This window comes from Ornithinimicrobium tianjinense (genome assembly GCF_014636495.1).
GTDB lineage: Bacteria > Actinomycetota > Actinomycetes > Actinomycetales > Dermatophilaceae > Ornithinicoccus > Ornithinicoccus tianjinensis.
Genome location: NZ_BMEM01000002.1, coordinates 15,455 through 32,914, shown reverse-complemented (window position 1 = coordinate 32,914; position 17,460 = coordinate 15,455). Strand labels below are relative to the sequence as shown.

Here is a 17,460-nt window from a genome sequence, read left to right as displayed (position 1 = left end):
TCAGGCAGGGTAGGCCACGTAGGGTGGCGCTCATGATCCAGCGTGCGACCAAGCTTGCCGGCGCCCCGACGACCGAGACCGGGCGGCTGCTCACCCAGGCCTTCGCCGCGGCGCGCCAGGAGCAGGAGGTCCCGCTGGACTTCCCGGCCGAGGTGCTGGAGGAGGTCGAGCAGGCGCTCGCCACGCCGGACCTGCCGGAGCGGGACGAGACCTCCGTGCCGTTCATCACGATCGACCCGCCCGGCTCGATGGACCTCGACCAGGCGATGCACATCGAGCGTGACGGGGACGGCTACCGCGTCCGTTACGCCATCGCCGACGTCCCGGCGTTCGTGCGGCCGGGCGGAGCCGTCGACGCGGAGGCGCGGCGGCGCGGCCTGACCGTCTACTGCCCGGACCTGCGGGTCCCGCTGCACCCGCCGGCCCTGAGCGAGGGGGCCGCCAGCCTGCTGCCCGAGGAGCAGCGACCCGCCTTTGTCTGGGACATCCGGCTCGACGCCGAGGGCGTGCACTCACAGGTCGAGCTCTACCGCGCCATGGTCCGCTCCGTGCGCCGCTACACCTACGACGAGGTGCAGACGCTCGTCGACGGCGGGGAGGGCGAGGAGGTCCTGCAGCTGCTGAAGGTGGTCGGGGAGCTGCGCGTCAAGCAGGAGGCGGCCCGCGGCGGCGCGAGCCTGCCCATGCCTGAGCAGGAGGTCGAGCAGACGGACGAGGGCCAGTACGTCCTGCGCCTTCGCCCGCTGCTGCCCGCCGAGGACTGGAACGCGCAGATCTCCCTCCTCACCGGCATGGTGGCCGCCCAGCTGATGCTCGAGGGCCGGGTCGGGATCCTGCGCACCATGCCCGTCCCGCCCCACGACGCCGTCCAGCGCTTCCGGCGCGAGGCGCGCGCCCTAGGGGCCGAGTGGCCCGAGGGTATGCCGTACGGCGAGTTCCTGCGCACGCTCGACAAGTCCGACCCCGCCCACCTCGCGGTGGTCCAGGCGGCCACGTCCTTGTTCCGGGGAGCCGGCTACACCGCCTTCGACGGCGAGCTGCCGCCCGCGGAGCAGCAGGTGCAGGCGGCGATCGCCGCGCCCTACGCCCACGTGACCGCGCCGTTGCGGCGGCTCGTCGACCGCTTCGGGCTCGTCGTCTGCGAGGCGCTGAGCAGCGGCGACGAGGTGCCGGGCTGGGCACGGGAGTCGCTGGCCGGCCTGCCGGAGGTGATGGAGGAGGCTGACCGCCGGGCGCGCGCCGTGGAACGCGCCTGCGTGAGCGCCGTCGAGGCGGCCGTCCTGGCCGACCGGGTGGGCCAGGAGTTCGAGGCCGTGGTCGTCGACGGGACCGAGAAGGGCGTCGTCGTGCAGCTGACCGACCCCCCGGTCAGCGAGCGGGCGCGCGGCACGGCCGAGATCGGCAGCGTGGTGCGCGTCCGGGTGGAGCGCGTGGACGTGCTCAGCGGCCAGGTGGATCTCCTGGTCCTCGGTCCATGAGCGGAGGGCGGCGACCGCGCGTGGTCGCCACCGACTGCGACGGGACCCTGCTGCGCACCGACGGGACGGTCACCGACTACACCCGCGGGGTCCTGCACGACGTGCGCGCGGCCGGAGTCGGCGTGGTGCTGGTCACCGCCCGGCCACCCCGCTGGATGGACGAGCTCGCGGACCTGGGCGTCGAGGGTCTCGCCCTCTGCGGCAACGGAGCCTTCACCTACGATCTCTCGAGCCGTCGGATCGTCTCCCACCGGCTCCTGGAGGCCGAGGTCCTGGGCGAGCTGATCGCGGACCTGCGTGACGGCATACCGGGCATCCGGCTGGCCACGGAGGGGCTCGAGGGGCTGGCGCGCGAGCACGCCTATCGCGGCAGCCGCGTGCACGGGCCGGAGTGGATGGTCTGCGAGGCCGAGGAGCTGGCGGGCCGTTCGGTGGGCAAGGTGCTCGTCCGCCACGAGGTGATGGAGACGGAGGAGCTGACCGCGATGGTGGCCGCGATCGTGGGGGAGCGGGCCGAGGTCTCGCACTCCGGCGCCGTCCGGCTGGCCGAGATCGGACCCCGGGGAGTGACCAAGGCGGTGGCGCTCGCGCAGTGGTGCGACGAGCAGGAGCCGGAGATCACGGCGTCCGACGTCTGGGCCTTCGGGGACATGCCCAACGACCTGCCGATGCTGACCTGGGCGGGGCGCTCGTTCGCCGTCGCGAACGCCCATGCGGACGTGCGGGCTGCCGCGGACGAGGTGGTCGCCAGCAACGACGAGGACGGCGTCGCCCGCACCCTCGTCCGGCTCCTGGAGGACGGCTGAGGATGCTGAACGCGACAGGAGCCGTCTCCGCCGACGTGGCGCACCCGCGCTGGCCGTTCCATCGCGCCTGGCTCGTCGCGGCGGTCACGCTGCTCGCGCTGGTCGCCGCTGCGGCCTTCCGGTCGACCACCGGAGCGCTCTTCGCGCCGCTGGAGGAGGAGTTCGGCTGGAGCCGCACGGATCTGTCGGTGGCGGTCACCGTCAATCTCGTCGTCTACGGCCTCGTCGCCCCGTTCGCGGCCGTGCTGATGGACCGGTTCCCGGTGCGCTGGGTCGCGGTCGCAGCGCTGACGCTGGTCGCCGCCGGGGCGGGGCTGACCGTCCTGATGAGCGCGGTGTGGCAGCTGGTGCTCCTGTGGGGTGTGCTGGTCGGCGTCGGGACCGGGGCGATGGCGCTGGTCTTCGGGGCAGTGGTCGCCAACCGGTGGTTCTCGACCAACCGCGGTCTGGTGATGGGGATCTTCTCGGCGGCCAACGCGTGCGGGCAGCTCGCGTTCCTGCCGCTGGTCGTGCTGGTGGCCGAGCGGCACGGTTGGCGGCCGGCCGCGCTCAGCGTCGCGGGCTTCGCCCTGCTCATCGTGCCGCTGCTGCTGTGGCCCTTCGCGTCGCGGCCCTCCGACGTGGGCTGGCGAGCGTGGGGGGAGCGGCCCGCCGACATGGCCACGGCAACAGTCACGGCCACGGCCACGGCCACGGAGCCTTCGGTCCGCCGGAGCCTCGCCCGCGAGACGGTCGCCGTCCTTGTGGAGGCCGGACATCACCGCGCGTTCTGGATCCTCTTCTTCACCTTCTGGGTCTGCGGGTGGTCGACCAACGGGCTCATCCAGACCCACTTCATCCCGGCGGCCCACGACCACGGGATGCCCGTCACGACGGCGTCGGGCCTGCTCGCGCTCATCGGCATCTTCGACGTCGTCGGGGTGATCCTGTCCGGCTGGCTCACCGACCGGGTGCGACCGTGGATCCTGCTCGTCGGCTACTACACCTTCCGCGGGCTGTCGCTGCTCTTCGTGCACTCGCTCCTCGGCCCCGAGGTCAGCCCGCCGATGTGGCTGTTCATCGTGTTCTACGGGCTCGACTGGGTCGCGACAGTCCCACCCACTGTGGCGCTGTGCCGCGAGCACTTCGGCCTGGAGCGGTCGGCTGTCGTCTTCGGCTGGGTGTTCGCGGCGCACATGGTCGGGGCGGGCGTCGGCGCGTTCGTCGCCGGTGCCGGACGCGACGCGTCAGGGTCCTACCTGATGGCGTGGGTGACCGCGGCGCTGCTGTGCTTCGCGGCCGCGGCGAGCCTGTTCTTCCTGCCCCGCACCCCGGTCGACACCGACGTCGCGGACGGGCTGCCCGCCTCCGACGGGGAGGTCGTGCCGCGTCCCTGAGGAGGCGCCGCGCACGTCCGGGAGGTGTGGTGGATGAGCCGGCCGGTACGCCGGGTTCTGTCCCTCCGCGCCGTCGCCGGCACTGCGGAGGTGGCGACCATCCATCTAGGACGACCGTTGCCGGTCGCCTCCAGCGGCCTACCCGTGCGCTCGGGCGGGCAGCCCTCGGACGCGCACTGTCTGGCCTTGCTCCAGGTGGGGTTTACCTAGCCACGCCAGTCACCTGGCGTGCTGGTGGTCTCTTACACCACCGTTTCACCCTGACCCGTCGCCGAGGCGGCGGGCGGTCTGTTTTCTGTGGCACTGTCCCGCGGGTCACCCCGGGTGGCCGTTAGCCATCACCTTGCCCTGTGGAGCCCGGACGTTCCTCGGCGGAGATCCCCTGAGGGGTTCCGACGCGGCCGCCTGGCCGACTCATCCACGAGGGTCTATTCTACCCGCGCATCACGGGTCCCCCCGGTCCTCGAGGACGAGGTCCATCATCGGCAGGAAGTCCCCGTACGTGACCCCCGCAGGCAGGTGCGGCCGGATCACCTGCTCCAGCACCTCCCACGACCGAGGGTGCTGGGCGGCGTAGCGGGTCAGGGCTGCGCCCGCGACCTCCTGCGGCACCGGGTATGCCATGGCCGTCGCCTCCCGCACCCGCCCGGTGCTCACCCGGCAGCGCGGGTCCTCGAGGAGGTTGCGGTACCACTGGGACGAGGGGCCGAGGCCGGACACCACGCGGTAGGTGCCCGCTGCGGGCCGGTCGACGACCTCCAGACACACCTGGCGGAGCACGCCGGAACGGCGCCCCCGGTGCTCGAGCATCAGCACCCTGGGCCCGAGCAGCCAGCCCAGGCCGGCCCGGTAGAGCGGGAGCGGCGACCTCGCCAGGCGGCGGTCGTGCAGGAAGCGAGAGGCGACCCGGCCGGCCACGCCGCCCAGCACCGACGTCATACCGAAGTCGGGCCGGAGCCGCGCAGGTCGTGCAGCTCGACCCCTCCGTCCGCGCCGAAGCCGACGATGTGCCGCAGGTAGATGTCACGCCCGGGCTCGGTCACGAGCCCGTCGTGGATCGGGATCACGCCACGCGCAGGTCCGATGCGTCGGACGAACTCGACGGTCTCGGACACCTTGGCCCACGGTGCGTTGACGGGCACGCACAGCAGGTCGACCGGTCCGGGGTCGGCGTCGAGCGCGTCGCCGGGGTGGAAGAGCGTCGGCCCGTCGTGCGTGCTGACCACTACGCCGCGGTTGCCGATCCGCTCGATGAATTCGTGGATGACCGCGTGCTGCGCGCCCACGGTCCGGACCGAGATCCCGCTCAGGTCGACGGTCTCGTCAGTGGTGAGTCGTTCGGTGCGGTCCGCCAGCCCGGCCGAGGTCAGCACCTCGGCGGTCTGCGGCTCGACGAGGAGCCGTGCGCCGGGGTTGTCCCGGATCAGGGCGGGCACCTGCGCCGGGTCGCAGTGGTCGGGGTGCTGGTGCGTGACGACCACGGCCGTGAGGTCCCTCAGGGCTGAGACGTCGGAGAAGTTGCCCGGGTCGATCAGGACGCGCGCGCCGGAGCTCTCGACGAGGAGACAGGCGTGGCCGAGGTGAGTGATCTCCATACCGCGACGGTATGCCGTCAGGCGCGCCTTCGCTGCGGTCAGGTGGGTATGTCGGTGGTGTCTCGTACGTTTGTCCTATGAGAGTGATGGGTGCGGGCGGGGCGGTGCTGCGGACAGGCTGGGAGCAGGTGCGGCGTCCGGGGCTGTCGGCTGGTGTGACGGTGGGGCAGGTGGTGGGTGCCGGGGTGGCGCGGGCGCGCGATGAGCTGGTCTGGGCCGAGGTGGGGGCGCACCGTGCGGGTCTGCTGCAGGAGGCCGAGCTGGTGGGGGGCCTGGAGGTGCTGGGGGAGACGGCGGCGTCGTTGTCGCGGGCCCGGTTGCGGGTGGCGTGCGAGGTCGCGCAGAGGGGCCTGCACCTGGGCAGCGGGTTCACCCTGGGGGACTGGTTGGCCCCTCGCTGCCCGGACCTGGACGCGGCGCAGGTGCGGGACCTGGCCCGGGTCGCGGCGGCGTCGCGGGAGGGGGTGTACGCGCCCCTGGTGGAGGCGGCGGTCCGCGGGGTGTTCTCGATCGGGCGCGCGGCGGCGTTCCACCGGGCGCTGGTGCGGATCCGGCGGGCGGTGGACGACGAGGAGTTCACCCGGGCGGTGGCGCTCCTGGTCGGTGCCGGGGCGCAGCCGTTGTTCGGGGAGCGGGACATCGCCCGGATCATCGCGGCGCTGCTGCGGGCGTGCCTGCCGGAGAAGAGCCACGAGGAACGAGCCCGGGCGGGCCGGCAGCTGCGGGACGTGCACGAGTCGAACCTGGCCGGCGGGACGGTCAAGCGGATCGTGGTGACCTTCGGGGACGCGGGGGACTACGAGGCGGTCCGGGCGGTGCTGATGTCGCCGTTGGCGGCGCCGGCGAGCAAGGAGACGCAGGAGGCCACCGGTGAGGTCGACACCCGCACTCCGGGGCAGCGCCGCTACGACGCGTTGATGACGGTGCTGCGCCGCGGGGTCGCCGGGACCAGGGGGCAGCCGACGACGGCGAAGGCCACCCTGGTGGTGACGATGGCCCTGGACACCTTGCGCCGCGACAGCGCTGCCTCCGGTGGTGGCCTGCCGGGGGCGGGGCACACCCTGGAGGGAGCCACGCTCAGCGCGGCGACCGTGCGGCGGCTGGCGTGCGAGGCGGACGTGATCCCGATGGTGCTGGGCGGGCCGAGCGAGGTCCTGGACCAGGGCCGGCGGCGCCGACTGGTGACCCCGGGGCAGCGGATCCGGCTGGCGGCCCGGGACCAGGGGTGCACGATCCCCGGGTGCAGCGTGCCCGCGACCTGGTGCGAGGCCCACCACGTCATCCCCTGGGCCCGCGGCGGACGCTCGGACCTGTCCAACTACGCCCTGCTCTGCCCGCGCCACCACACCTGGGTCCACGAGCACGGCCGCACCGCCAGAGTCACCACCCGCGGCGTCGTCTGGCTCCTCCGACCATGACCCCGCCCCGCACCCGGACCGACCGTCCGGGGCGAGAGCCTGCCCACGAGGTGATGAGAGATACGATCGACCCCCGTGGAGTTCCTCAACGGCACGCAGCCGACGCACGACCTGACCTACAACGACGTCTTCATGGTCCCGTCTCGATCGGCCGTGACCTCGCGGCTGGACGTGGATCTCACGACGGCGGACGGGGTGGGCACCACCATCCCTGTCGTCGTGGCCAACATGACCGCCGTCTCCGGCCGCCGGATGGCCGAGACCGTGGCCCGGCGGGGCGGCGTCGCGGTGCTCCCGCAGGACATCCCGCTCCCCGAGGTCGGCAAGACCGTCGAGCGGGTCAAGGCAAGCCACACGGTGTACGAGACCCCGATCGTCATCGAGCGCTCCGCTCCCGTCGCCCAGCTGCTCTCCGTAATGCACAAGCGTGCGCACCACGCGGCCGTCGTGGTCGAGGCCGGGCGCCCGATCGGCCTGGTGACCGAGGCGGACACCGCCGAGGTCGACCGGTTCGCGTCGGTCGGCGACGTGATGGTCGTCCCCCGCCTGGTCCTCGAGGAGGGCGTCGACCTTCGCGAGGCCTTCGACCTCCTCGAGCAGCACCGCGTCGAGCTCGCCCCGGTCGTCTCCGGCGGACTGCTCCGCGGCATCGTGACGCGCACGGGCCTGCTGCGCTCGGCCATCTACACCCCGGCGCTCGATCCCGAGGGCCGCCTGTGCATCGGTGCCGCCGTCGGCATCAACGGTGACGTGCCCGGCAAGGCGGCCGAGCTGCTGGCGACCGGCGCTGACGTGCTCGTCGTCGACACCGCGCACGGTCACCAGGACAAGATGATCGAGGCGCTGCCCCACGTGGTCGCGGCGCGCGACGCCCACGAGGCCGCCACCGGCCGCCGCGTGCCCGTGGTCGCCGGCAACATCGTGGCCCGATCCGGTGTGGAGGACCTGGTCGCTGCCGGTGCCGACATCATCAAGGTCGGCGTCGGGCCGGGCGCGATGTGCACCACCCGGATGATGACGGGCGTGGGCCGTCCGCAGTTCTCCGCGGTGCTCGAGTGCGCGGAGGCCGCTCGTGGGCTGGGTGCCCAGGTGTGGGCCGACGGCGGGGTGAAGTACCCCCGCGACGTGGCCCTCGCCCTGGCCGCGGGTGCGGCCTCGGTGATGATCGGCTCCTGGTTCGCCGGCACGCTCGAGTCGCCCGGAGACCTGATGCGGGACGTCGACGGCCGCGCCTACAAGGAGTCCTTCGGCATGGCCTCGGCGCGCGCCGTCCGCAACCGCACCCGTGACCTGTCGGCCTTCGACCGCGCACGCTCGGCCCTGTTCGAGGAGGGCATCTCCTCGGGGCGGATGTTCCTGGACCCCCAGCGGCCCGGCGTCGAGGACGTCCTGGACCAGATCGTCTCGGGCGTGCGCTCGGCCTTCACCTACGCCGGAGCACGCAGCATCGGTGAGTTCCACACCCGTGCCGTCGTCGGGGTGCAGGGCGCCGCGGGCTACGAGGAGGGCCGTCCGCGCCACACCTCCTGGTAGCCCCTGCGACGAGGGGCGTGGACGACCCGGCAGCGCGGTCCTGTCCGCGGAGATGGCTCGGCGCCCATGACGAAGGCCGCGACCTGAACGGGCGCGGCCTTCGTCGTCAGCGGGGCCGGGCAGCGGCGTGACGGCTCAGCCGGCGTTCGCGGCATACCAGGCGGCACCGACGATGCCGGCCTCGTTCTTGAGCTCGGCCGCCACGATCGGCGTGCGCAGCTCGAGGCGGGGCAGGAACTTGTCCGCCTTCTTCGACACGCCACCGCCGACGATGATCAGGTCGGGGGAGAAGAGCATCTCGACGGTCTCGTAGTAGCGCTGCAGCCGCTTGGCCCAGTCCTTCCAGGACAGGTCCTCGCGCTCCTTGACGCTGCTCGCCGCGCGGGTCTCGGCGTCGTGACCGTCGATCTCGAGGTGGCCGAGCTCGGTGTTGGGCACCAGCACGCCGTCGACGAAGAGGGCCGACCCGATCCCGGTCCCCAGTGTCGTCAGCAGCACGACACCCTTGACGTCCTTGCCGGCCCCGTAGTGCACCTCGGCCACGCCCGCGGCGTCCGCGTCGTTGACCACGTGGACCTCACGGCCCAGCCGCTCGGTCAGCAGCTGGTCGGCGTCCGTGCCGATCCAGCTCGGGTCGATGTTGGCGGCGCTGCGCACCACCCCGTGCTGGACGACGGCGGGGACGGTCACGCCGACGACGGAGCCGTCCGGCACGACGTCGGAGAACTGCTCGACGACGAGGGCGACCGTCTCCAGCACGTCCGCCGGCCGGGCGCCCTCGGGGGTGTCCAGCCGGACGCGCTCGGCCGCGAGCGCGCCCCGGGTCAGGTCGACCGGGGCCCCCTTGATGCCGCTGCCGCCGATGTCGATGCCGAGGACGAGGTTGTCAGCCATGGGGGACAGGGTATGACGTGTCGTGCCTCAGGCCTGGGTCAGGATCTCCGCACCGTCCTCGGTGATGAGGATCGTGTGCTCGAACTGGGCCGAGGGGCGCAGGTCAGCGGTCGTCACGGTCCACCCGTCCGCCCACTCCTGCCACTCGTGCGTGCCCAGGTTGAGCATCGGCTCGATGGTGAAGGTCATCCCCGGCTCGATGAGGGTGTCGTAGGACGGCGCGGCGTCGTAGTGGGGGATGACGAGGCCGGAGTGGAAGGCCTCGCCGACCCCGTGGCCCGTGAAGTCGCGGACGACGCCGTACCCGAAGCGGTCGGCGTAGCTCTCGATCACGCGGCCGATGACGTTGATCTGGCGGCCGGGGCGGGCCGCCTTGATGCCGCGGGCGAGCGCCTCGCGGGTGCGCTCGACGAGCAGCCGGGTCTCCTCCGCCACGTCGCCGGAGAGGAAGGTCGCGTTGGTGTCGCCGTGGACACCTCCGATGTAGGCCGTGATGTCGATGTTGCAGATGTCCCCGTCGCGAAGCTCGCGGTCGTCGGGGATGCCGTGGCAGATGACCTCGTTGACCGAGGTGCACAGCGACTTGGGGAAGCCCCGGTAGCCGAGCGTCGAGGGGTAGGCGCCGTGGTCGAGCAGGAACTCGTGCCCGGCCTTGTCGATGGCGTCGGTCGTGACGCCCGGGCGCACCATGGAGCCGCACAGCTCCAGGGCCTGGGCCGCGATCCGGCCGGCGACCCGCATCTTCTCGATCGTCTCCGCGTCCTTGATCTCCGATCCCTGGAAGGGGCGCGGGGCGGGACGGTCGACGTACTCCGGTCGCGCGATCGAGGCCGGCACGGGCAGGCGTGGGCTGACGGTTCCGGCGGCGATCGGCGCGAGGGTGGGCATAGGCTGAATTCTACGTGCCGTCGCCCGACGGCCTGCCCGAGCAGAGGTGGAGGAGAGGGTATGCAGTTCTGGTTCAACACCAAGACCGGCCAGGTCGAGTCCGGGGACGACCCCGAGCGCGCGCGCAGCGCTGACCTGATGGGCCCCTACGAGTCCGAGGCCGACGCGGCGAGGGCCTACGAGATCGCCGCCGAGCGCACCGCCGCGTGGGACGAGGAGGACCGCGCGGAGGACGAGTGGGCCACCGGGGACGCCGGGGCGTCGAACTGGGACAACAACCCGCTCAACGACTGACCTTCCGCACCGCCCGTGGTCGACCAGGACGTCCTCGTCGAGCGTGTGCTGCGTGCCGTGGAGCAGGTGCCCCCCGGGCGGGTCGTCTCCTACGGCGACCTGGCCGGGCTCGTCGGCATCGGGCCACGCCAGGTGGGCTCGCTCATGCGCCACTGGGGCGCCAACGTGGCCTGGTGGCGGGTGACCAACCACGCCGGGGACTTCCCGGCCGACCTGCTCGCCCGGGCTCGCCCCCACTGGGAGCGGGAGGGCATCGAGGTGAAGCCGAACGGGCTGGGGTGCCGCATCGCGGCATACCGCGTCGACCTCGAGCAGCTGGCGCGAGACTACGCCTGCGCCACGGACGGGCTGGGCGGGAGCGATACGGCAGGATGAGCGCATGAACCGCCAGCAGGAGTACGTCCTCCGCACGATCGAGGAGAGGGACATCCGGTTCGTCCGGCTCTGGTTCACCGACATCCTCGGCACCCTCAAGTCGGTCGCGGTCGCCCCGGCCGAGCTGGAGCAGGCCTTCACCGAGGGCATCGGCATCGACGGCAGTGTCATCGAGGGCTTCACGCGGGTCTACGAGGCGGACATGGTGGTCCAACCCGACGCCGACTCCTTCCAGGTGCTGCCGTGGCGCGAGCGCTCCGCCCGGATGTTCTGTGACATCCGGATGCCCGACGGCACCCCTGCGCCGACCGACTCCCGCCACATCCTGCGCCGGGCGCTGGACGCGGCCAGCGAGGAGGGGTTCACCTTCTACACCCACCCCGAGATCGAGTTCTACCTGTTCAAGGAGCCCTACGACCGCACCGTGGGCCCGCAGCCGGTCGACCAGGCGGGCTACTTCGACCACGTGGCGCGCGGCGACGGGCACGACTTCCGCCGCGCGGCGATCGACACGCTGGAGCAGATGGGGATCAGCGTCGAGTTCAGCCACCACGAGGGCGGACCGGGGCAGCAGGAGATCGACCTGCGCTACGCCGACGCCCTGTCGATGGCGGACAACATCATGACCTTCCGCACCGTGGTGCGTGAGGTCGCCCTCCAGGAGAATGCCTTCGCCTCCTTCATGCCCAAGCCGCTGGCCGCGCACCCGGGCTCGGCCATGCACACGCACATGTCGCTCTTCGAGGGCGACTCCAACGCCTTCTACGAGCCCGGCGCGCCCTACGAGCTGTCCCAGACCGGCCGCCGGTTCATGGCCGGCGTGCTCGCCCACAGCCGCGAGATCTGCGCCGTCACCAACCAGTGGGTCAACTCTTACAAGCGGATGTGGGGTGGGGGAGAGGCGCCCGCCTACGTCTGCTGGGGCCACAACAACCGCTCCGCCCTCGCCCGCGTGCCGATGTACTCCATCGGCAAGGGGCACTCGCGGCGCATCGAGGTCCGCTCGATCGACTCGGCGTGCAACCCCTACCTCACGTATGCCGTGCTCCTCGCCTCCGGCCTGCGGGGCATCCGCGAGGGCTACGAGCTGCCGCCCGAGGCGGAGGACGACGTGTGGGCGCTCACCGACGCCGAGCGTCGCGCGCTCGGCATCGACCCCCTGCCGCAGAGCCTCGGCGAGGCCGTCGCGGTGATGGAGGAGTCCGACCTCGTCGCCGAGGTCCTGGGCGAGCAGGTCTTCGACTTCTACCTGCGCAACAAGTGGCAGGAGTGGGGCGAGTACCGCTCGCAGGTGACCCAGTTCGAGCTCGACCGCTACCTCCTGCACCTGTGAGGCGGGGCAGGCCGTGACCGTGGACCCCGCGGGCGCCCGGGCGCGGCACGGCCGGGGCCAGCCCGGCGAGACGCCGGCGGGCGGAGAGCTCGCCCGGGCCGGCTTCGCGAGCACGGCGCGGGCCGCGGCCCTGCTCACCGAGGTCCTCGACCGGCTGCCCGCCGCGACGGACGCCTCTGCGCTGGTGGCCGACCTGGCGACGGTGGCGGACCCCGACGCCGCCCTCCTTACCCTGGTCCGGCTGCTGGACCCCCGCAGCTCCGGCGCGTCGGGCGAGGCGACCGCGGCCGCCACCGTGCCCGTCGTCGCCGCGGGCGGCGAACCGCGACGGCGCCTGCTCACGCTGCTCGGCGGCTCGGTGGCGCTCGGCGAGCACCTCCTGCGTCACCCCGAGCACCTCGCCGACGTGGCCGCCGGGGCCCCGCCGGACCCGGACGCGGTGGTCGAGGCCGTCAGGGGCCTGCACGGCAGGGAAGGTGCCGAGACCCTTCGGGTGGCCTACCGGGGCCAGCTGGCCCGGATCGCGACGGCCGACCTCACCGACGCCGACCCGCTCGCGATCATGCCTCAGGTGGGCTCCTGGCTGGCCGACCTCGCCGGGGCGGCGCTGGAGGGCGCGCTGCTGCTGGCACGCGCCGAGACGGAGGGGGAGCAGACCTGCGCGCTCGCCGTCGTCGGCATGGGCAAGACCGGCGGCCGCGAGCTGAACTACCTCAGCGACGTCGACGTCATCTTTCTCGCCGCACCCCGTGAGGGAGCTGACGAGTCAGAGGCGATGGCGGTGGCCACCCGGCTGGCGAGCGCGGTCATGCGGATCTGCAGCCAGCCGACGGCGGAGGGGGCGCTGTGGCAGGTCGACGCCGCGCTGCGCCCGGAGGGTCGGCACGGACCTCTCGTCCGCACGCTGCGCGCCCATCGCGAGTACTACGAGCGCTGGGCCCAGACGTGGGAGTTCCAGGCGTTGCTCAAGGCTCGCCACGTCGCCGGCGACGCGGCCGTGACGCAGGAGTGGCTCGAGATCGTCCAGCCCATGGTGTGGTCGGCCTCCGCACGCGAGGACTTCGTGGTCGACGTCCAGGCGATGCGGCGGCGCGTCGAGCAGCACGTGAAGCCCGCGGAGGTGGACCGGCAGCTCAAGCTCGGGCCCGGCGGTCTGCGCGACATCGAGTTCAGCGTCCAGCTCCTCCAGCTCGTCCACGGGCGGGCCGACGAGTCCCTGCGGTCGCGGACCACGCTGGAGGCGCTCGCCGCGCTGACCGCCGGCGGCTACGTCGGCCGGGACGACCTCAAGGTGCTCGACGAGGCCTACCGTCTCCTGCGCTGTCTCGAGCACCGCGTCCAGCTGCACCGGCTGCGCCGCACCCACCTGATGCCGACCTCCACCCCCGAGCTGCGTCGGCTGGGGCGCTCCCTCGGCGAGCGCGGGGAGGCCGACCGTGCGGTCCTCCAGCGGTGGCGCGCGGTCCAGCGCGACGTGCGGCGGCTGCACGAGCGCCTGTTCTACCGCCCGCTCCTGACGGCGGTCGCCCGCCTGTCCACCGACGAGGCCCGCCTCACCCCGGAGGCGGCGCGGGAGCGGCTGGCCGCCCTCGGCTTCCGCGATCCGGCCGGGGCGATGCGGCACCTCGGCGCGCTCACCGAGGGGGTCAGCCGTCGCGCCACCATCCAGCGTCACCTGCTGCCGGTGATGCTCGCCTGGTTCGCCGACGGCGCCGACCCGGACGCCGGCCTCCTCGCCTTCCGGCAGATCAGCGACGCGCTGGGCTCGACGCACTGGTACCTCGGCATGCTGCGCGACGAGGGCAGCGCCGCCCAGCGGCTCGCCCGCGTCCTCTCCTCGAGCCGGTATGCCGTGGACCTGCTCCTCCGCGCCCCGGAGAGCGTCTCCCTGCTGGGGGACCCGGCCGGCCTGGTGCCCCCGGAACGTGACGCCCTCCTGAGCCGGATGGCCGCGGCCGCCTCCCGGCAGACCACCGTCGAGGACGCCTTCCAGGCGGTTCGCGCCGTGCGAGCCCGCGAACTGGTGCGCACCGTGCTCGGGGACCTCGTCGGGGACTGGGACGGGGAGCAGGTGCGGGGTGCGCTGACGGACGTGACCGACGCCTGCCTGACCAGCGCTCTCGACATCGCCCGGAGCGCCGTCCTGGAGCGGCGCGGCGAGGAGGCCGCGACGGCGATGCTCGTCGTCGGCATGGGGCGCCTGGGTGGCCGCGAGCTCGGCTACGCCAGCGACGCCGACGTCATGTACGTCCACGACCCGCTGCCCGGGGCCGACCCCGAGCGTGCGGCGGCGCAGGCGGCGGAGATCGTGGCCGAGCTGCGCAAAGGACTGTCGGGCAACGGTCCGGACCCCACCCTGGAGCTGGACGCGGACCTGCGGCCCGAAGGTCGGTCGGGCCCGCTCGTGCGCAGCCTCGACAGCTACCGCACCTACTACGCGCGCTGGTCGGCCGGGTGGGAGTCGCAGGCGCTGCTGCGGGCTCGCCCGGTGGCTGGTGACGATGGTCTCGCCGAACGGTTCCTGGAGACGATCCGGCCGCTGCGCTGGCCGGCCGGGGGCATCCCCGACCAGACGGTCAGGGAGATCCGGCGCCTCAAGGCCCGCATGGAGTCCGAGCGGCTCCCGCGCGGGGCGGACCCCCGCACCCACCTCAAGTTGGGGCTGGGTGGGCTCTCGGACGTCGAGTGGGTGCTGCAGCTGCTCCAGCTCCAGCACGCCGACGCCCACCCGGGCCTGCGCACGACGAGCACGACGCAGGGTCTGGCCGCGGCCGTCGCGGCCGGACTGCTCGCCGCGGACGACGCCGAGGTGCTCGGGTCGGCCTGGCGCCTGGCTTCCCAGATCCGCGACGCCGGGGTGGTATGGCGTGGCCGCCCGGTCGACTCCGTGCCCAGCGGCCTGCGTGACGCCGAGGGCCTGTCGCGCATCATGGGCCGGCCCCCCGGTCGGGGAGCTGCCCTCGCCGACGACTGGAGACGGGCGGGCCGGCACGCCCGCAGCGTGGTGGAGCGTCTGCTCTACGGCGACGCGCCGCCCCGCCCCGGAGCCCGGGCCGAGCCGGCCCAGCGGGGTCCGGGTCGGTCGCGACCCGGCCGGGCCGCCGGCTTCCGGGGTGTCGACCCGGCCGGACCGCCCCGCTCCGCCGACCGTTTCCCGCGGACACCCCCGCAGGGCCGGACCTGACGTCGGGCGGCCGACGGCTCGCGTGAGGTGTCCGACCCGTCGGTCCACCCTCACCGGTGGCCGGCGGTCCGCTCCGTAGGATGTCCCGGTGACCCCGACCAGCGAACCGGCACCCCGGCCGACAGCGTCGTCGCGTGCGCCGTCGGGGCCGGTGGACCCGGACCCGCTGCCGCGGGGCCTCGTGCTGCTGCGGGGTGCGCGCGAGGAGATCGACGAGTGGGTCGCGCGCGCCGTGGTGCCCCTGGTGGTGGTCCCCGCGGGCCGCTGGCGCCTCGCGGTGCTGTCGGGACCGACGAGCGTGGCGCCGCCGTACGACGACGGTGCGCTCCTGTTGGCCGGGCGGCCGGTCACCCCCAAGGCCGGTCCGTCGCTCGGCTTCTTCGAGATCGACGGGCGGGCCGTCATCACGGTGCAGGGAGCAGCCCGCCGGCGCACGCCCGCGTGGGTCGTCTGGGAGCCGGACGTCGGGCTGCTGAGGCCCCCCGGTCTCGACCTCGCCGGTCCGGCCGAGCTGGTCCGGGTCGCCGGAGCTGCGGGTTCGGTCCGCGACGAGCTCGTCGACCTGCTCCACGAGACCAGGAGCCGGCCGGTGACGATGCTGCAGGCCGTCCTCGCGACCCTCGACCTCCCTGGCGCGCGTCTCCTCGGTGACCCCCGGCTGGCTGCCGGCATGGACGGCGCGGTGCGTCACGAGCCGCAGGGGCGCGAGGTGCTGCGCTTCGAGGACAGCGTGGCCGACTCGGTGCGGCTGCGTCGCGAGCTGGGAGCGCTGCCGTGACCGCGGGCGCCGCCCTCCGGCTGCTGCCTGCCGTGGACATCGCGGGCGGGCGTGCGGACCAGGTGGTCGACGCCGGTCCGGACGACCCCTACGAGGTCGCGTCACGCTGGGTGGAGCACGGTGCCGACCACCTGCACCTGGTCGACCTCGACCGCGCCTTCGGCCGCGGCGACAACGCCCGCCTGCTCAGCACGCTCGTGGAGCGGCTCCCCGTCCCGGTGCAGCTGTCGGGAGGCCTGGCCGACGAGGCCGCGATCGACTGGGCGGCGTCGACGGGTGCCCGGCGCCTGGTCCTCGCCAGCTCGGTGCTCGCCGATGCCGACCTGCTCGAGCGGGTCGTCAGTCGGCACGGCGGCGACCGCGTGGTCGTCGCCGTCGACGTGCGCGCCGGCCAGGTGGTCAGCAGAGGGACGACCCTGTCACTGGGTCCGCTGACCGACGTGGTGGGCAGCCTGCCCGTGCTGCGCGAGGTGGCGCACGTGCTCGTGGCTGACGCCTCCCGCGACGGGACGCGCTCCGGCGCCGACCTTGATCTCTTCACCGCGGTCGCCGGGCTCGTCGCTCCCGCCCGGGTCGTGGCGTCCGGGGGCGTCGCGACGCTCGACGACCTGCGGGCGCTGCGCGCCCTGGTGCCTGCGGGCGTCACCGAGGTGGTCCTCGGCGCGGCCCTCTACCACCACGCGTTCACCCTCGGCGAGGCGCTGGAGGTATGCCGATGACGCACCGCTTCTCCTCCCACGAGCCGACGCACGGGCACGACACGGGCGGCGTGCCCTGGGCAGGCCGGACCCTGACCGGCACCGGTTTCGACGGCGACTCCGGGACTGCCGATCCAGAGCTCGCCGCGCTGCTCGCCCAGGAAGCGCCCGACGAGGTCGCGCTCGTGGCCGCGGTCGGCGCGGCCCGGCTGATCGTGCCGATCGTCGCCGTGCCGAGCGAGATCGACGACAGCAGCGGCATCCCGGTGGACGCCCGGAGCGACATGGCCTCGGTGACCCTCGTGGCTCCTGACGGGCAGCGGGCGATGCCGGCGTTCACCAGCACCGCCGCCCTGGCGGCGTGGAACCCCGACGCCCGACCGGTGCCGGTGACCGCCCAGCGCGCCGCCCTCGCGGCCGTGCAGGAGGGCTGCGACGTCATACCGCTGGACCTGCCGGCCCCGCCGGGCAGCCCGGCGGCGACCCTGCGTCCGTCGATGGTGTGGGCGCTGGCGATGGCGCGCCCGTGGCGGCCGGCCCACGAGGACGAGCACGTCGCGGCGGCGGTCGCCGCGGCCCTGGCCGGTGAGTCGCACGTCGTGTCCCACACGCTGGCCGGCGCGGAGGGCGGAGCCCTGCGCGTGGAGCTGGAGCTGGCCCCGGGGCTCACCCAGGAGCAGGTCCGCGAGCTGCTCGTGAGCGTGGGGGAGCGCATCGCCGCCGACGGCGAGGCACGCGCCCGCGTCGACGCCCTCGCCTTCGCGGTCCGCAGCGCCTGAGCCGCGGTGGCGGCCGTCTGACCCAACCGAC

The 17,460-nt window shown here is 73.7% G+C and carries 16 protein-coding genes and 1 other RNA gene; 12 read left to right on the top strand and 5 right to left on the bottom strand.

Annotation, left to right across the window (positions count from 1 at the left end):
* The first annotated feature begins 32 nt into the window (after positions 1–32).
* The 3 genes from IEV65_RS07980 to IEV65_RS07970 are packed head-to-tail and all read left to right on the top strand — an operon-like array spanning position 33 to position 3,660.
* Positions 33–1,478 carry an RNB domain-containing ribonuclease gene (locus IEV65_RS07980; protein WP_188429669.1) on the top strand — a complete coding sequence of 482 codons (1,446 nt, stop codon included), beginning with the start codon at positions 33–35 and terminating at the stop codon, positions 1,476–1,478.
* Positions 1,475–2,284 carry an HAD family hydrolase gene (locus tag IEV65_RS07975; protein ID WP_188429667.1) on the top strand — a complete coding sequence of 270 codons (810 nt, stop codon included), beginning with the start codon at positions 1,475–1,477 and terminating at the stop codon, positions 2,282–2,284. Before IEV65_RS07980 ends, IEV65_RS07975 begins: the two co-directional genes overlap by 4 nt.
* Positions 2,285–2,286: 2 nt before the next feature.
* A complete protein-coding gene (locus IEV65_RS07970; RefSeq protein ID WP_188429665.1) occupies positions 2,287–3,660 on the top strand; it encodes an MFS transporter in 1,374 nt (457 codons plus the stop codon).
* A gap of 30 nt (positions 3,661–3,690) precedes the next feature.
* On the opposite strand, the gene rnpB is transcribed toward IEV65_RS07970, so the two are convergent.
* The 3 genes from rnpB to IEV65_RS07955 form a co-directional block, all read right to left on the bottom strand.
* Positions 3,691–4,077: RNase P RNA component class A (gene rnpB / locus IEV65_RS07965), an RNA gene on the bottom strand.
* Between the two features lie 27 nt (positions 4,078–4,104).
* Positions 4,105–4,599, bottom strand: coding sequence for a nitroreductase family deazaflavin-dependent oxidoreductase (locus IEV65_RS07960; protein WP_188429663.1), 495 nt, complete (start codon positions 4,597–4,599; stop codon positions 4,105–4,107).
* On the bottom strand, positions 4,596–5,255 hold the full coding sequence (locus IEV65_RS07955) for an MBL fold metallo-hydrolase (RefSeq protein ID WP_188429661.1): 660 nt from the start codon (positions 5,253–5,255) through the stop codon (positions 4,596–4,598). The genes IEV65_RS07960 and IEV65_RS07955 overlap by 4 nt, the downstream gene beginning before the upstream one ends.
* A gap of 77 nt (positions 5,256–5,332) precedes the next feature.
* Here IEV65_RS07955 and IEV65_RS07950 point away from each other — a divergent pair, with 77 nt between their 5' ends.
* Together IEV65_RS07950 and IEV65_RS07945 are read left to right on the top strand one after the other, a co-directional pair.
* On the top strand, positions 5,333–6,673 hold the full coding sequence (locus IEV65_RS07950) for an HNH endonuclease signature motif containing protein (protein WP_188429659.1): 1,341 nt from the start codon (positions 5,333–5,335) through the stop codon (positions 6,671–6,673).
* A 75-nt stretch (positions 6,674–6,748) separates the two neighbouring features.
* The gene (locus IEV65_RS07945) at positions 6,749–8,206 is read left to right on the top strand and encodes a GuaB1 family IMP dehydrogenase-related protein (protein WP_188429656.1); all 1,458 of its coding nucleotides are present in this window, start codon (positions 6,749–6,751) and stop codon (positions 8,204–8,206) included.
* 135 nt (positions 8,207–8,341) lie between these two features.
* Here IEV65_RS07945 and ppgK read toward each other — a convergent pair whose 3' ends face one another.
* Together ppgK and map are read right to left on the bottom strand one after the other, a co-directional pair.
* Complete coding sequence (gene ppgK, locus IEV65_RS07940; RefSeq protein WP_188429654.1) at positions 8,342–9,100, bottom strand: polyphosphate--glucose phosphotransferase; 759 nt, start codon at positions 9,098–9,100, stop codon at positions 8,342–8,344.
* Positions 9,101–9,127: 27 nt separating this feature from the next.
* Entirely contained in the window at positions 9,128–9,988 is an 861-nt protein-coding gene (gene map / locus IEV65_RS07935) for a type I methionyl aminopeptidase (protein WP_188429652.1), read from the bottom strand.
* Positions 9,989–10,048: 60 nt separating this feature from the next.
* Between map and IEV65_RS07930 the strand changes: the two genes are divergently transcribed.
* The 7 genes from IEV65_RS07930 to IEV65_RS07900 all read left to right on the top strand — a co-directional run bounded on the left by IEV65_RS07930 (position 10,049) and on the right by IEV65_RS07900 (position 17,429).
* Positions 10,049–10,282, top strand: a complete 234-nt coding sequence (locus IEV65_RS07930; protein ID WP_188429650.1) for a methionine aminopeptidase — start codon at positions 10,049–10,051, stop codon at positions 10,280–10,282.
* 15 nt (positions 10,283–10,297) lie between these two features.
* Entirely contained in the window at positions 10,298–10,657 is a 360-nt protein-coding gene (locus IEV65_RS07925; protein ID WP_188429649.1) for an MGMT family protein, read from the top strand.
* A gap of 4 nt (positions 10,658–10,661) precedes the next feature.
* Positions 10,662–11,990, top strand: coding sequence for a glutamine synthetase family protein (locus tag IEV65_RS07920; protein ID WP_188429647.1), 1,329 nt, complete (start codon positions 10,662–10,664; stop codon positions 11,988–11,990).
* 13 nt (positions 11,991–12,003) lie between these two features.
* Entirely contained in the window at positions 12,004–15,174 is a 3,171-nt protein-coding gene (locus tag IEV65_RS07915; RefSeq protein WP_229735086.1) for a bifunctional [glutamine synthetase] adenylyltransferase/[glutamine synthetase]-adenylyl-L-tyrosine phosphorylase, read from the top strand.
* Between the two features lie 88 nt (positions 15,175–15,262).
* Positions 15,263–15,952: a hypothetical protein gene (locus tag IEV65_RS07910; protein ID WP_188429645.1), complete on the top strand. Its 690-nt coding sequence runs from the start codon at positions 15,263–15,265 to the stop codon at positions 15,950–15,952.
* A complete protein-coding gene (locus IEV65_RS07905; RefSeq protein WP_188429643.1) occupies positions 15,949–16,671 on the top strand; it encodes a HisA/HisF-related TIM barrel protein in 723 nt (240 codons plus the stop codon). Before IEV65_RS07910 ends, IEV65_RS07905 begins: the two co-directional genes overlap by 4 nt.
* Positions 16,662–17,429, top strand: coding sequence for an SseB family protein (locus IEV65_RS07900; protein ID WP_229735084.1), 768 nt, complete (start codon positions 16,662–16,664; stop codon positions 17,427–17,429). Before IEV65_RS07905 ends, IEV65_RS07900 begins: the two co-directional genes overlap by 10 nt.
* Positions 17,430–17,460: the final 31 nt, after the last annotated feature.

Bases quoted from the DNA above. Each gene is read 5' to 3' on its own strand.
- IEV65_RS07980 (WP_188429669.1), top strand. From the start codon at position 33: ATGATCCAGCGTGCGACCAAGCTTGCCGGCGCCCCGACGACCGAGACC.
- IEV65_RS07975 (WP_188429667.1), top strand. From the start codon at position 1,475: ATGAGCGGAGGGCGGCGACCGCGCGTGGTCGCCACCGACTGCGACGGG.
- IEV65_RS07970 (WP_188429665.1), top strand. From the start codon at position 2,287: ATGCTGAACGCGACAGGAGCCGTCTCCGCCGACGTGGCGCACCCGCGC.
- IEV65_RS07960 (WP_188429663.1), bottom strand. From the start codon at position 4,599: ATGACGTCGGTGCTGGGCGGCGTGGCCGGCCGGGTCGCCTCTCGCTTC.
- IEV65_RS07955 (WP_188429661.1), bottom strand. From the start codon at position 5,255: ATGGAGATCACTCACCTCGGCCACGCCTGTCTCCTCGTCGAGAGCTCC.
- IEV65_RS07950 (WP_188429659.1), top strand. From the start codon at position 5,333: ATGAGAGTGATGGGTGCGGGCGGGGCGGTGCTGCGGACAGGCTGGGAG.
- ppgK (WP_188429654.1), bottom strand. From the start codon at position 9,100: ATGGCTGACAACCTCGTCCTCGGCATCGACATCGGCGGCAGCGGCATC.
- map (WP_188429652.1), bottom strand. From the start codon at position 9,988: ATGCCCACCCTCGCGCCGATCGCCGCCGGAACCGTCAGCCCACGCCTG.
- IEV65_RS07930 (WP_188429650.1), top strand. From the start codon at position 10,049: ATGCAGTTCTGGTTCAACACCAAGACCGGCCAGGTCGAGTCCGGGGAC.
- IEV65_RS07920 (WP_188429647.1), top strand. From the start codon at position 10,662: ATGAACCGCCAGCAGGAGTACGTCCTCCGCACGATCGAGGAGAGGGAC.
- IEV65_RS07900 (WP_229735084.1), top strand. From the start codon at position 16,662: ATGCCGATGACGCACCGCTTCTCCTCCCACGAGCCGACGCACGGGCAC.